Annotated in this window: 12 protein-coding genes; 3 read left to right on the top strand and 9 right to left on the bottom strand. The window is 56.1% G+C overall.

Annotation, left to right across the window (positions count from 1 at the left end):
* Nucleotides 1-14 precede the first annotated feature (14 nt).
* Together G0Q06_RS04125 and G0Q06_RS04120 are read left to right on the top strand one after the other, a co-directional pair.
* On the top strand, nt 15-929 hold the full coding sequence (locus G0Q06_RS04125; protein WP_163962731.1) for an efflux RND transporter periplasmic adaptor subunit: 915 nt from the start codon (nt 15-17) through the stop codon (nt 927-929).
* Nucleotides 926-4162 carry an efflux RND transporter permease subunit gene (locus tag G0Q06_RS04120; RefSeq protein ID WP_163962729.1) on the top strand — a complete coding sequence of 1079 codons (3237 nt, stop codon included), beginning with the start codon at nt 926-928 and terminating at the stop codon, nt 4160-4162. The genes G0Q06_RS04125 and G0Q06_RS04120 overlap by 4 nt, the downstream gene beginning before the upstream one ends.
* Here G0Q06_RS04120 and G0Q06_RS04115 read toward each other — a convergent pair.
* From G0Q06_RS04115 to G0Q06_RS04080, 8 genes are read right to left on the bottom strand one after another with little or no spacing between them, the layout of a single operon-like run.
* Nucleotides 4159-5226, bottom strand: a complete 1068-nt coding sequence (locus tag G0Q06_RS04115) for a ketoacyl-ACP synthase III (RefSeq protein ID WP_163962727.1) — start codon at nt 5224-5226, stop codon at nt 4159-4161. The genes G0Q06_RS04120 and G0Q06_RS04115 overlap by 4 nt on opposite strands.
* Before the next feature lie 3 nt (nt 5227-5229).
* On the bottom strand, nt 5230-5940 hold the full coding sequence (locus G0Q06_RS04110; RefSeq protein ID WP_163962725.1) for an SDR family NAD(P)-dependent oxidoreductase: 711 nt from the start codon (nt 5938-5940) through the stop codon (nt 5230-5232).
* Nucleotides 5937-6239, bottom strand: a complete 303-nt coding sequence (locus tag G0Q06_RS04105) for a hypothetical protein (RefSeq protein WP_163962723.1) — start codon at nt 6237-6239, stop codon at nt 5937-5939. The genes G0Q06_RS04110 and G0Q06_RS04105 overlap by 4 nt, the downstream gene beginning before the upstream one ends.
* The gene (locus G0Q06_RS04100) at nt 6236-6469 is read right to left on the bottom strand and encodes an acyl carrier protein (protein ID WP_163962721.1); all 234 of its coding nucleotides are present in this window, start codon (nt 6467-6469) and stop codon (nt 6236-6238) included. The genes G0Q06_RS04105 and G0Q06_RS04100 overlap by 4 nt, the downstream gene beginning before the upstream one ends.
* A gap of 36 nt (nt 6470-6505) precedes the next feature.
* Nucleotides 6506-7747 (bottom strand): ANL family adenylate-forming protein, encoded by a 1242-nt coding sequence (locus G0Q06_RS04095; protein ID WP_163962719.1) that lies wholly within the window; start codon nt 7745-7747, stop codon nt 6506-6508.
* Nucleotides 7740-8384 (bottom strand): acetyltransferase, encoded by a 645-nt coding sequence (locus G0Q06_RS04090; RefSeq protein WP_163962716.1) that lies wholly within the window; start codon nt 8382-8384, stop codon nt 7740-7742. Before G0Q06_RS04090 ends, G0Q06_RS04095 begins: the two co-directional genes overlap by 8 nt.
* Nucleotides 8381-9112 (bottom strand): exosortase-associated EpsI family protein, encoded by a 732-nt coding sequence (locus G0Q06_RS04085; RefSeq protein ID WP_163962714.1) that lies wholly within the window; start codon nt 9110-9112, stop codon nt 8381-8383. Before G0Q06_RS04085 ends, G0Q06_RS04090 begins: the two co-directional genes overlap by 4 nt.
* Nucleotides 9113-9143: 31 nt before the next feature.
* On the bottom strand, nt 9144-9662 hold the full coding sequence (locus tag G0Q06_RS04080) for a GNAT family N-acetyltransferase (RefSeq protein ID WP_163962711.1): 519 nt from the start codon (nt 9660-9662) through the stop codon (nt 9144-9146).
* A 154-nt stretch (nt 9663-9816) separates the two neighbouring features.
* On the opposite strand from G0Q06_RS04080, the gene G0Q06_RS04075 reads away from it, so the two are divergent.
* Nucleotides 9817-10089, top strand: coding sequence for a hypothetical protein (locus G0Q06_RS04075; protein ID WP_163962709.1), 273 nt, complete (start codon nt 9817-9819; stop codon nt 10087-10089).
* A 2-nt stretch (nt 10090-10091) separates the two neighbouring features.
* On the opposite strand, the gene G0Q06_RS04070 is transcribed toward G0Q06_RS04075, so the two are convergent.
* Nucleotides 10092-13838, bottom strand: coding sequence for a Calx-beta domain-containing protein (locus G0Q06_RS04070; protein ID WP_163962707.1), 3747 nt, complete (start codon nt 13836-13838; stop codon nt 10092-10094).
* Nucleotides 13839-13842 lie beyond the last annotated feature (4 nt).

Raw genomic sequence — 13842 nt, 5'->3', positions numbered from 1 at the left:
AACGCTTACCGGCATTGGAAGTTAGGAGTTTCACCGTTGAAGCGAAGGAGCATCTGCAGCGGCAAGGGCTGCCTGGCACGGTCAATCCGGCTGACCAGGCAATCATCGCCTCGAAGCTGATGGGAACGGTGGCACAAGCGGATGTGGATATTGGCCAGCGGGTCTCTGAAGGTGAGCTGCTGATCACCCTGAGCGCGGGAGAGATTGAAGCACAAGTCGAGCAGGCGGAGGCCCGTCTGGCGCAGCTGACGCGCAACCTTGAGCGGGAGAAGGCCCTTCTGGCGCAACGGGCGACCACAGCGGAATCCGTTCGGACTTTGGAGGACGAAATTCGCCTGGCGCAAGCGCGCTTATTGGAAGTGCAGACGATGGAAAGCTATATCAGCATCCGCGCACCCTATGACGGAATTATCACGACAAAGAAAGTGCGCCGGGGAGATCTGGCGATTCCCGGAGTACCTCTCCTGACAATTGAAGGTATCGGAAGTCTGGAAGTGCATGTACAGGTGCCCGATTCCCTGATGCCACTGCCCTACGGGGCAGAGGTGAATCTAATGGCGAAAGGCATTCCGGAAAAGGCCCGTCTGGTGGAGTGGTCACCTGCGGCGGATCCGGCCAGCCGGACGCGCCTCGCGAAACTTGAATTGCCGGAGGAAACCACCCTCCGCTCCGGGCAATACGTGCGGGTTGATTGGCCGGTTAAAACAACCCTTTCCATCTGGATTCCGGAATCCGCACTTTCCCTGATGGGCCAGATGGAGCGGATCTTCACGATAGAGGACGGCCGGGCTGAATTGAGGCTCATCAAGTCGGGATTGAGAGAAAACTCCATGGTGCAAGTTCTCGCCGGTCTTGAGGCGGGCGAACAGGTGGTCATGTCCCCCACCCGACAGCTTAAGGATGGTCAACAAATTATTGTAACACCGTGAACACGACTCCACCACTTGGAAACGCCGGGCGCTTTGCCGCGCTCTTTATCAATTCGAAACTGACATTGATCGCGGTCATTGCCTCGATTCTCATGGGCATCTTTGCCGTCCTGCAGCTTCCCCGGGAGGAAGAGCCACAGATCAAGGTGCCCATGATTGACATATTCGTCTCCATGCCGGGGGCCAGCCCGGAGGAAGTCGAGAACCGGATTACCCGTCCGATGGAAAAGCTCCTCTGGGAGATACCGCGTGTTGAATACCTGTATTCCACATCCAACCCGGGCGGCGCAATGGTCATTGTCCGCTTTGAAGTGGGAACAGATATTGAATCGGCCCTTGTCCGGCTGAACCAGAAATTGCAGACAAATTTTGATCGAATTCCGCCGGATGTGAGCCAGCCCTTGGTGAAGCCGCGAACGATTGATGATGTGCCGATCCTGGCCCTCACATTTCACAGTTCCGAGTACGATCACCTGACCCTGAGGCGCCTTGCCGCGCAAGTGGATGATTCCATCAAATCAATCGAGCAGGTCGCGGAAACGACCTTGATTGGAGGCAGCACCCGGCAAATTCGTGTCCAGCTGGATCCCGCCGCCCTGGCGGCACACCAGATCAATCCATTGGACCTCATACCCGCCTTGCAACGGACCAACCGAAGCATCCAGCTGGGCGCCCTGCCCTTTGACAACAACTCCGTTCTTTTGGAGACGGGCACCTTCCTGACCAGCGCGGAAGATGTCGGGTCCATCGTGGTCGGGGTGTTTGCCGATCGTCCGGTTTATCTGAGGGATGTAGCGAAAATCCATGACACCGCATCCGAGCCGTCAAATTACGTACTGCACAAGGATAATTCAGGAAAGCTGGAAGCAGCTGTCACGCTGAGCTTGGCGAAGAGGCCGGGCGCCAATGCCATTGATGTGGTCAATTCAGTCCTCAAGAAAGTTGATAGCCTGAAAGGCAGCCTGATTCCCAATGAAGTGGAGATCACGGTCACGCGTGACTACGGCCACACCGCCGCGGAAAAAAGCAACGAGCTTCTCCTGCACATGGGGATTGCCGTGTTCGGGGTCGCCTTATTGATCCTCTTCTTCCTTGGCTGGCGCGAATCCCTGGTGGTCCTGCTGGCCATCCCTTCCACCCTCGCCCTCACGCTCCTCGTATTCTATCTCTATGGATACACCCTGAACCGGATTACGCTTTTTGCCCTGATCTTTTCCATCGGGATTCTCGTTGATGATGCCATTGTCGTCGTGGAAAACATCGTCCGTCATGTGCGGATGAAAAGGAACCGGAACCGGTCAGTTACCGAGGTTGCCCTCCAAGCAGTCGATGAAGTGGGAAATCCGACAATCCTTGCAACCTGGGCAGTCATAGCGGCGATCCTTCCCATGGCCTTTGTCGGTGGATTGATGGGCCCCTACATGCGTCCCATTCCGATTGGCTCAACGGCAGCCATGTTGTTTTCCCTCGTCATTGCCTTCACCATCACACCGTGGGCCGCCCTGCGGGTCCTCAAGCGCCATCTTCCGGCGAAGGAGGAACCGACTGGCGAGGCCAGTGCACCCGTGGATACGGAGGACCATGAAGTCCCCGATGACTTTTTCACCCGTCTCTACCACAAGGTCATGGAACCGATGCTCGATAAGTCCATCTGGCGATGGTCCTTTCTAATGGGAATCGCGGTGCTTCTGCTGGGAAGTGTTGCCTTGGTTCTTATCGGAAAGGTGGAAGTCAAAATGCTTCCCTTTGACAATAAGTCAGAGTTCCAGGTGATTATCGATGCACCCGAAGGAACAACACTCGAGGAGACGACCGATATTGCACTGGCAATGGCCAATGCCCTCCGGAAAGAACCGGAAGTCCAGGACATCCAAGTTTATTCTGGGACAGCCAGCCCTTTCAATTTCAATGGTCTCGTCCGGCACTACTTTCTACGCAGTGGACCCAATGTGGCAGACTTGCAAGTCAACCTTGTCAGCAAGGAAGAACGAAGTGAACAAAGCCATGACATCGCCAATCGTGTGCGGCCCATGCTGGCAAAAATTGCCCATGCCCACGAAGTAGCCATTGCCATCGCCGAGGTTCCACCGGGACCTCCTGTGCTGCAGACAATTGTCGCGGAAATCTATGGCCCGGATCCGCAACAGCGCCTCGAGCTGGCTAAAGCCGTTCGCTCCATCATGGAGGAGACGGAGGGTGTCGTCGATATCGATTGGTATGTGCAGGATCCCCAACGCAAGGACCGGTTTGTCGTGGACAAGGCCAAAGCCGCCCTTCACGGCCTTTCAGAGGCCGAAGTGAGCCAGGCCCTCGCGATGGGCGCCAGTGGAATTCCCGCCGGGCTGATCCACCTTCCCAGGGAAGTGGAAGATGTCATGATCCGCTTTGAGATTCCGAATTCCGGAAAGTCCAAGCCCGAGGATCTGCTTGCCTTGCAAATCCGTTCACCGCAGCAACCCGGTGCGCCTCTTGTTCCTCTATCCGAATTGGTGACCTTGGCAAGTGAGCCAGCTCCGCAATCGCTCTACAGGAAAAACCTCAAGCCGGTGACCTATGTCACGGCCAACGTGGCCGGGGCGATTGAAAGCCCGGCTTACGCGCTGTTCAAGATGAACAAAAAGTTGGCCGATCTGAATCCTGCGGACTTTGGAGGAAACAGCGAAAGTCTTCCCATCTACAATCTGAACCTGCCCTTTGATGATGAAGAACCGGCAATGAAGTGGGATGGCGAATGGCACATCACGCTCGAGGTCTTCAGGGATCTGGGAATTGCCTTTGCCGCCGTTCTTGTCCTGATCGCCATGCTCATGGTTGGCTGGTTTCACAGTTACAAGACCCCGCTTGTCGTGATGGCGGCCATTCCGTTTTCCCTTGTCGGGATTCTTCCCGCCCACTGGGCCATGGGGGCATTTTTCACCGCCACCTCCATGATCGGATTCATGGCCGGCGCTGGCATTGTGGTGCGGAACTCCATTATCCTCGTTGACTTTATTGAGCTGCGGCGGGAACAGGGACTCTCCCTTCGCGATGCAGTCGTTGAGGCCGGTGCGGTCCGCTTTCGTCCAATGCTCCTCACCGCCTTGGCCGTGGTCGTGGGAGCCAGCGTCATCCTTGCCGACCCGATTTTCCAAGGCCTTGCGATCAGCCTGATGTTCGGGGAAATTGCCTCGCTCCTGATCAGCCGGATGGCCGTGCCCGTCCTTTACTTCATGTCAGAATCGAAAAATTCCTAAATCTCCAGCAGGGAATTGCAGGCAAGCGGGGGCAACTCAACGGCACAGGTGGCCCATGACAGCCCCACCCCGAATCCGGAAAGGAAAAACCGGTGGGAGGCCTTGGTCAGTTTATCCCCGTAATGATCGGTCAGCGTTGCCGGTATGCTGGCACTGCTCTGGTTGCCAAATCTTTCAACCGTCCCGGAAGGCACCTGCTCCGGAGGCAGTTTCAAGCGCCGACGGATGTTGTCGATGATGTAGCGATTTGCCTGATGGAAGACAACTCCCTCAACGGACTCGGGTTCCCAAGCGGTAGCAGCGAACATGTCACTGATCGCCTTCGGTTCAACTTTCAGGGAAAAATTGAAAATCTCCGCCCCATCCATGTGAAGGTTACAACGGCTGCGCTGGATACCTTCACCCAGCGTCTTCACTTCCGCGCTCTCAACTGACCACGGTTCACGGAAGGCTCCTCCGGGTTGCCAGAGCGACTCGTAGCCTGTTCCGTCGGATTGCAGATCAAACAGGGCTTCAGGTGCTGACGGGTCCGCCTCCAGAAGAGTCGCACAGGCCGCATCGCCAAAAAGCGGCCGCAGGGCGCGGTCGTCTTTTGAAACAATCTGGCTGATGGTGTCGCCAACAACAAGAATGACGCGCTTCAAACCGCCACCCGCGATAAAACTATGGGCCGCCCATAGTCCGTAGACATATCCCGAGCAGCCAAGATTAAAATCCATCGCAGCGCATGTAGTGGGCAGACCAATACGTCCCTGCAGGAGAACGGCATTCCCCGGCTGAAGATAATCGGGCGTCTGCGTGACCATGAAGATGCCGTCAATTGATTCGGGATCTGTTTCGGTTTCCTCAAGGAGTTTCCTCACCGCGGCTTCCGCCATGTCGTTGGCCGTCATCCCCGGGGGTGCGACCCTGCGCTTGTCCAGTCCGATGGTTGCCTTGAGGCGGTCGATCTGGGCGTGGTTGTTGTCAAAAAGATAAGCCTCGTCGCTCAGGCTGACCTCGTTTTTTGGCACGACTGTCACCAATCCGCCAATACGCACGCCACTGATCCGCAACAAGCCCATCGATCAGCCTTCCACGCCACCAAGGTAAATCACCTGGCCGGTTACAAAGTCACTTTTTGGAAGGAGGAAAAAATCAACCACGTTGATGACATCGTCGAACTCCCCAAGGCGGTGAATTGCCTGACGCTCAAGAAGCCGCTCAATCGCCGCGTCGGAAACCCCGCGGATCAGGTCGGTCTTCACGGGCGTCGGGCCAACTGCGTTGACGGTGATCCCGTTCGGCGCCAGCTCACGCGACATGATCTGGGTAAGGCTTTCCACAGCCGCCTTGCTGGCGGCATAAGCCAGTTCTCCTTCAAGGCGGAGCGGGCGCGCCACAGTGGTGAAGAAAACAATGCGCCCCGTCTTCTGCTTAAGCATGAGCTTGGCCGACTCGCGGGCAAAATAGAAGGCGCCGAAACAATTTGTCCGGAAGACCTTTTCCATTGTGCTTCCGGGGGTCAGCAAGGCTGAATTCATGGAAGCGATGCCGGCATTGTTCAGAAGGGCATCGATCTGTCCGTACTTTTTCCCGCACTCGCGAACCATTGCCGTGACAGCCTTTTCATCTCCCACATCCAAGCAGGTGTGGTGGTATGCCGGGTGGTCAATGGTCGATTCCCCTCGGCTGCATCCGGCAACTTTCCATCCGCTTTCCAGATAATACTCGGCCAATTTGGCCCCGATGCCCTTGCTCGTGCCGGTGATGATGATAACTCGACGATGGGTGCTCATGATTGCGGGGTGGTTTCGATAACAAATTCACTCAGGTCGGCCACGCTGCGGAATGGCGAGCGTTTCCGGCTCAGGGCACGCTCATCGGCGAGAATCCAGTTTTTGCCAAAGGCTTCCTCAAGGCGGCCTTCCAAGTCCACGATCAGGTGAACCACCGCCATGCTGTCCAGATCGGAATCTCCTCCGAGAATCGGGGTCGTGCCCGAAATCTGACCCAACTCGGGAAGGGCGAGGTCCTGACGCAGCTGCACCAGGCTGGCTGCGATAAGACTTTCCACCTCTTTGCTTTCGGGGCTCATGAATTTTGTGCCTTGGACGCCTGTACTTTCGCGTAGAGGTCGGAAACCGTGTCGCAGGCTTGTAGATCGGCCCCGCTGAGGACAACATTGTATTCCTGATCCAACATCGAGAGCGTCGTCAGGATTGCCAGGGAATCCCAGTTGGGCAAATCCTGCAGTTTATTATCGGGAGAAAATTCAGCCCCGGGCTGGTTGATGGCCTCCGCCAGGTTCTTCAAGAAATCTTGCATAATGATGCTTCAGCAAACGGCCAACGACGTGGAAAATCAAGCCTTTCCCTGCTGGCGGAGGCGTTTACCGACAGCAGTCTTGGCAAGCTCTGTCACGGCTTCAATCCGGGTTGGGACATGCGCAAGAGAGAGTGCCTTCTCACGCGAGGCCTGTCTCAGCGCTTTCATCAGGCCTTGCACATCAGGTTCGCCCGCAAAAATCACCTTTGCACAAAGGGCCTGACCGGTGAGCGGATTGGGGATTGCCGAAACGGCTGCATCCCGTACCCCGGGCTGCTCAAGAATCATCGCCTCCACCACTTCCGGCACGACTTTCGTCCCGCCGATATTGATCAAGGCTTCGCGACGACCCAAAACGCGGATTGAGCCATTCGGCGTTTTTTCCGCCAGATCCCCGGTCCGGTGCCAAACACTTTCCGGATCGGCAAGTCCCTCTTCGAGCGTTCCCAGCATTCGCGTCGGGCTTTTGATCAGGAGCTCCCCGTCCTCAACTTTCCAGTCGTATCCGGGTTCATCGAGAAACATGGCATCGGGATATTCCGGGTCAGCGCGCACCGGTAGCGCGCCCAGCTCGGTCATTCCAAACCGTTGCAATAAGCGGGCATTCGGAAAATGTGCGCTGATCCGCTGGCGCAGGGCTGCTGGCATGGGTTCCGCTCCGTGGGGAATGGTTGTCACGCTGCTGAGGTCGCGACCCTCAAGCTCACCGCTGAGAAGCAGGAACTGGAGGAAGGTCGGCGTGGCTGGCAAGACCTGCACGGATTGCTCTTCAATGCACGAGGCAAGGGCTTTCGCATTCATGCTGGAAGGGATGACCAGCGTGCTTCCCCGATGAAGGGCCTGGAAAAAGGCATCAATACCGGCGATGTGGTCAGCGGCATACAGGACAAGAAGCCGGTTCTGCGGGCGCTCCTCAAGCGCATAGGGTGTGAGAAGTGTATTGACCGAGTGGACAACATGTCGCGGCTCGCCGGTGGTTCCTCCCGTTTTCAAAATCAGGAGTGGTGCAGATGCCGCAAAAAGCTCAAACCCGGATAGCGTGCTGGAGTTGCCCAGTACAACTGATTGGCCAGCGAGAAATCGCGCCAGCAAATCGGCAAATGAATCGGCACGCCATTCGAGTCTGTGAAAGTGAATCGGCTGGCTGGATGAATCCGAAAGTGCCTTTGATCTGGCTTCCACCAGTTCAAGGAAGGTGCGGTAATCAATTGATTGTCGCGGGCCGGCAAAAAGGCACCGGTCCCCGTAGGCAGCAACAATCTTCTGCAGGTCAATCATGCCGGGACAACAAACGTGCCGGGTTTCCAAAGACGGTCACCTTTTCCGGGACATCAGCCACCACGACCGAACCCGCACCAATTACTGACCGGTCACCGACTTGCTTGCCCGGAATAATTGACGCGCGGCTTCCAAGAAATACTTCATTCCCGATTTTCACATAGCCGGTAATATCACAAAAGCTGCTAATCTGACAATCCGTGCCAATGGAGGCATCATGGCCCATCGCCGTGCTGACATTCATGGCCGTGTTGGCCCCGATGGAAATATCGCATGTCAGGACCACGCGCGGGCACAGGATCACACCTGTCCCCAGCTCGACTCGACTCCCGACAACACAGCTTTCGTGAATCAATCGAGTAAAGACTGCTCCTTTGGCCTCAAAGCGCTTGCGCATTTCCATCCGTAACTGCGGTACGCCGATGGCACACAGGAAAACATCATCTTTCCGGGGCTCGTAGTCGTGCGTGTTGCCAAGAAGTGGAAGCTCCAGGCCGGAAAAGCGCTCGAGACAATCCGCCCGGTCGTCCAGAAAACCGGCAATTTCCCACTCGCGCCGGTAAGCAGGCGATTGTTTAGCCCACTCTAGGACTTCACGGCCAAATCCGCCGGCCCCGATGATGATGAGTTGTTTCATTTTGCCGCCACTTCGGTCGTAGGCTCGGGTTCGGACAGGCAGAGATCGGCCAGATCAGCCATCACGGTCTGGAAACCGGGCATCTCCCAAAGTGCATCCATCGGTTGGGCACTGACCACCCGGACAAAGAATTGCTCACGATGAACATTCAGGCCGAATTTGCGGAAATCTTCCCAGATGGAGGAAAGCGAGGATCTTGTATTGATCCGCTCGCCTCCGTACCAGTGAGCCTCTTCGCCGACAATATGCCAAAAGTACGTGTAATTCTTGCTGTCACCCAATTCATAGACGCCCCACTGTGCGGGTTGAAGATTCTCCCCCTCTACGCTTCGCAGGACATTCCAGTCCCGGTCAATGCAGGTAAACCCGACTTCCGTCCAGCAGCGGTCCGGCGAATGCTGGTTCACAAGGCGCACAGGCATCTTGCCGGGCTTCCAGTAGGCGACATAGACGGAGAAGGACTTGTCTCCCCGCGTGTACTGCCGGTGTATGAAGTCATCGAGCTTCAAAAGATTATACGAACGCTGGGTGACCGACTCGGTTGGTCCAAGGTCAAGATCCTCGACATTCCAGCCGGACAATTCAGCAGGAATGGAATCCGCGAGCGGGGCCTCAAGGCTCCCCTCCGGAACAGGCTTCATGCCAGCCACCAATTGAATGCCGATTGCCCCGAGCAGGACAACCGCAGCAAGAGAAGGAATCCCCCATCGCTTGAACCAAGATATCATGATACTTAAAGAAAGAGGTTTTCAGCGCATTTCAATGCTGAATCGGTTTCTCCCAGAACTGGGCCGCCCCGGTTTCCGGGTCCAACTCGTATGGCTGGAAGCCCCAGCGCTGGTAAAGGGCCTTGGCTCTTTCATTCCCTTCGAGCACTTCAAGGGTTAATTTACAACAATCCCGCTTGAGGGAGACCTTCTCAACTTCACGGAACAGCGCCGAGCCGATTCCCTGGCTCCGGTAATCCGGATGCACAGCCACATCGTGGATATTCATCAACGGGCGCGCGGCAAAGGTGGAAAAGCCCTCCATCGCGATTAGAAGGCCAACAGGCTGGTCTCCAATCAAGGCCAGCAGCGTGACCACCCAGGGGCGCCGGCGCAGCTCCGGCACCAAGTCACGACGGGTAGTCTCTGGGAGTGGCTTGGCCCCGCCCATTGGATCCTGAGCGTACAGGTTCAGGAGTTCGAAAATGGCCCGCGCGTGGCTCACATCCGAATATGGGTTGATCAATATGCGAAGCGGCTTGCCGGAAATCAGGTTATCTGTGTTGGACATGAAATCAAAGGGGAATAATTAAACCGGCAACTTAAGTTGGCTCATCAATCTGGTCAATGGGCAATCCCACCCACCTTGACAGCGTGGTTGGAATTACCTAGATCTCCCCATGTCCAATCGGAAGGGGCATTTGCATGAACAGAAAAGGATCATCATGAAAACACTCGGATTTCTTATACAGCTCGCTACCGCAGGCCTGATGGGCTATCTCGGCTATATTTTCTTTCTTAATCTGGCCATTTTCCCGGTGGCCGCCTTCGGGATCCTCTTTGGGCACATCATGCGCCGGAATGCCAAGCTTGGTATTTCCGATTTCTTCTCAGGCTATTTCGTGGCCTTGCTCCTCTGTGTGGTTTTCTTCGGCGTAGGCTATGGAATGATGCACATCCTTGACTTGCGACCAGCCGAGGGCGTGGGCCGTTACTAGGCCTATTCGGGCTTTTTGAAGACCAGACGAATAAAGCGCGGTGCTCCGGGAAGCAGAGGTGTCGCGTCACGCACGGTCAGTCGATCAGCGGTATCCTCCAGAATCTCCAGCGCGGGATGATTCCCCGGCACAGCCGGGTTGGGACTCCAGTTCACCAGATCAGATGAGACCTGGGCCACATACCAGAGGCCGCCTTCAGCAGAGGCCTTGTCCACACTGATCTGGAGATAGTCCGACCCACCCGAATCAATCGGCTCAAAGCTACCCATCAGGTTGTTTGCATAGACCAAATAAGCGTCGGCAAACTTGGGATCTGTCCCAAGAGCCAGCTCGGTGATATTGTCAAAGCCGTCACCATCCAGATCGAAATCCGGGTCAGCCAAGCCCGCAGCAATCTGCGCCCTGGTGAAGGTCTCACCTGCCCAGAATTCATAAGGGGAGACCCCACTCGCCAGCCGGACAATCGGACGGGAGCTTGTCCCGTTGTATCCGAAGAAGTTCCCGCCAACCCAAAGGGAGCCGTCGGGGCCATGGACCAATGTGTAGACGCGGCTTGAAGGCCCGCCAGAGGAAGTAAAGGCCGTATCGTGGCTCAAACTGGAATCAACCCGCATGAGCCTCGAATCCGGGGAGTTGAATTCCCCACCGAATAACACCCCGCCAAAGGGTTCGACCAGAACCGTCCGGATCAGACTGTTCAAGGGTGAGGCCAAGGTGCTGTCAAAGGTCCCGTTGGTATTTACGCGGGCAAAATTTTCAGCGGAATTTTCATCATACGCTGAGAAGGATCCCCCAACGATGATATCACCGTCCGGACTGATCCCCATCGCATATCCTGTCCGCAAACTTGAAACGACCGTATCCGCATGCAATCCACCGTCCGGATCAAATCCAACATCCCTGGACCCATCGATATTCAGGCGTGCAATACCCGAGCGGAAACCCGAGCCAGTCCAGCCGATATAAAAACTTCCGATCACCAGGATATCCCCGTTTGGCTCAACAATGATCTCCTTGATTCTCGCACCAAAGCCCGTGTCAAAGGGGAGCGCAAGCCCCGCACCCGGGTTTCCGTCCGAGGCTAGGCGAACCAAGCCGAGGTTGCTGGTCAGGACTCCATTAAAATCCCCGAAGTCCCCGCCAACAAGGATTTCCCCGTCCTGCTGGATGGCGATTGTGTGAATGGAGTTATCAAAGCCTGTTCCGATATTGGACAAGAAAGTTGTATCGATGGAGCCATTACTGTTTAGCCGGATCAACCGGTTGGCGGGTGTCCCATTGTATGTCGTGAAATCTCCTCCAACGAGAATCTTGTCATCATCCTGGACGACAATGCAACGAACGCGATTATTGAATCCTGTCCCCGAGTTATTGAACGAGGTATCAACGGATCCCGTCAGGGACAGGCGGGCAATATTGCCGGCCCCTTCGAATTCCCCGCTGGTATGACCAATCGTCCCCCCGATGATGGGGCGGCCATCGCTCTGGAAATCAATTGCATAGACGGAGTTGTTGAAAAAGCCCGGCGTAAAGGAAGCAAAGCGCTGACCGGCATCAAGAATGGAGACCGTGGCGGTTCCTTCGCCTGCGGGAATCGTCCCGATCGAGGGATTACTGATTGTCACCGAGAAATCCTCGATACCTTCGCTGAGGGCATCCGGAAGAATGGCGATCGTAATGATTTTGTCACTCGTATCGCCATCAGCCCAGCTCAACGATCCGCTGGCAGCGCTGTAGTCACTACCGGCAACTGCCGATCCATCAGCGGTTGCGTAATCGAGTGTCAAAGCCCCGGTGCCACCGAATGACCGACGAACCGTTACCGAAGCCACTCCCCTCGCCTCGTCAAATTCAAAGTCGGTGGCGGCAAAGCCAACGCGCGGATCAAAGGCAATCGTCACATCGATCCATTCATCCCCGGTCCCGTCGGTTCCGGTGGCAACCGGCGTGAAGGTGACACCGCTTGTGGAGTCGTAGAGGAAATTTCCAACAGCCAAGCCTGCGTCAAGACGGTCCGCCGTTTCAGGACTTGAAGAACCCGGTGTCATGTCGACCAAGGTGGGCCGTTCGGGACGCACCGGTTCAAGGCCGTCAGCGACAACATAGATGCCATTCACAAAGTTGGGAACCGAGGTGTACAATTGCCGGTAGCCGACCCAGTAGGTGACGCCGCCCCCCATTGGAATGCGCAGGGCAAGGACCGGATTGTCGAGGGCATTGATGTCATCAAAGCGATAAACCCGATAAGTCCCGTCGAGGGTTATGTCGGCGATGTTTACTTCCGGAAGCCAGTCGATGGCGTTCTTCTGGTACATGTTGAAGTGCGCCGGGTTCAAGGGATCGGTGATGTCCCCTTGGCCCATCAAATCAAAGATATCGCCATACTCGAGGCTGTCCCCGTAGTAGGAGCCACTGATACCCTTTTCAGGATGGTAGTAATTCGAGTGAAACAGGCCGTAGTTGTGCCCGAATTCGTGCGTGATCACCTCTATGCGGGATGTGCTGGTGGAGAGCCCGTTGATCCAGTGTCGGCTTCCGCCCACCGAGGCCAGGCCTCCGTAAGTGATCAGCGAGTCCGTGACACCTGACAGGCTTGGGAAATAGATCATCACCACATCATACGAGGAACTGGCAAGGTAATCAGGCGAAGCGTCATAGTCCGCCAGAACGTCTGTATAGAGTCCGTCATTGTCACCGGCCTGGGCATAGGATGTGCCAGTGCCTGACGGCTGGTACAGTGTCGAGGTCACAGAGTAAGTCAGCGAAGCAGTCCCATAGGACATCGTATTGAGGTGTCCGCTGATCGCGGCCAGATCCGTTTCCAGATCCAGTTGGCTGACGGGAGCTCCCGGAATATCGGAGAAATCACAACGAATCGCGAGGACCGAAATATTGTCATCCGCGAAATAGCTGGCCTCGGTTATTCCAGAGGTAGTGGCCCTGCCATCCTTGGCCTCCAGCCAGGCAAAGGGCATTTCAACCGTGTAGGAGCGGTCCTCAGCGGCCTGCATTTCCGCGAGCGTGAGCTCGTACTCCACTTGTTCAATCATCGCCGGAGCGGTGAAGCGATAAACCGTCCCGCCAATGACAGCGGCTGTTTCCTCATCAACGGGCATGCCGGTCAGCGGATCCGATTCCTGACCCTCCAATTGGTCAAAAAGGAATTCAGCGGCAGCGAGCTCCGGACCACTCACTGGCAAAACCGGCGATTCCTGAATCAGGGCGACGTCATCGACCAGATAAGCGACGACCGGCACACCGAATGCCGGACGCTGCTCATCGCGACGACCGGGTCCGTGCAGCTCGTAGCTGCTTCCATCCAAGTAAAGACGGTTTTCCGGCAGACAGATGCGGTTGCCCGCCTCATCAAACCGGGTGGCCCAGAGAAGATCAATATTCCCAAAGGCACTGACCGGTCGCTCAACATAGGCGCGGATTTCTTCTGGAAGGGCGGCATATTCCGAAAGCGAGATCACCTCATTCAAGGCGGCTGCCGGATCGCGGCGGATCAGGTCCTTCAGGTCTTCACGCCGGACCTTTGCCAGCTCAATTCCGCGGGAAAGCAAAGTGGGATCAGCCGTCCAGGCTGTCTCAACAGACCACTCCTCAAAGGAGGCAGCTGTTGAAATTTTTTTATCCTGATGGGGATTCGCGGCGGATTGCGCTATATCCCACGCGAAAAACAGGGCTACGGAAACGCTCAGTATGAGCAGGATAAAGACGAAACGACGGGCTATCATAGAACCCATATTG

The organism is Oceanipulchritudo coccoides (assembly GCF_010500615.1).
GTDB classification, from domain to species: Bacteria; Verrucomicrobiota; Verrucomicrobiia; order Opitutales; family Oceanipulchritudinaceae; genus Oceanipulchritudo; species Oceanipulchritudo coccoides.
Note: the sequence above shows the minus strand (reverse complement) of the source record. Positions and strands in the feature narration are given on the sequence as shown.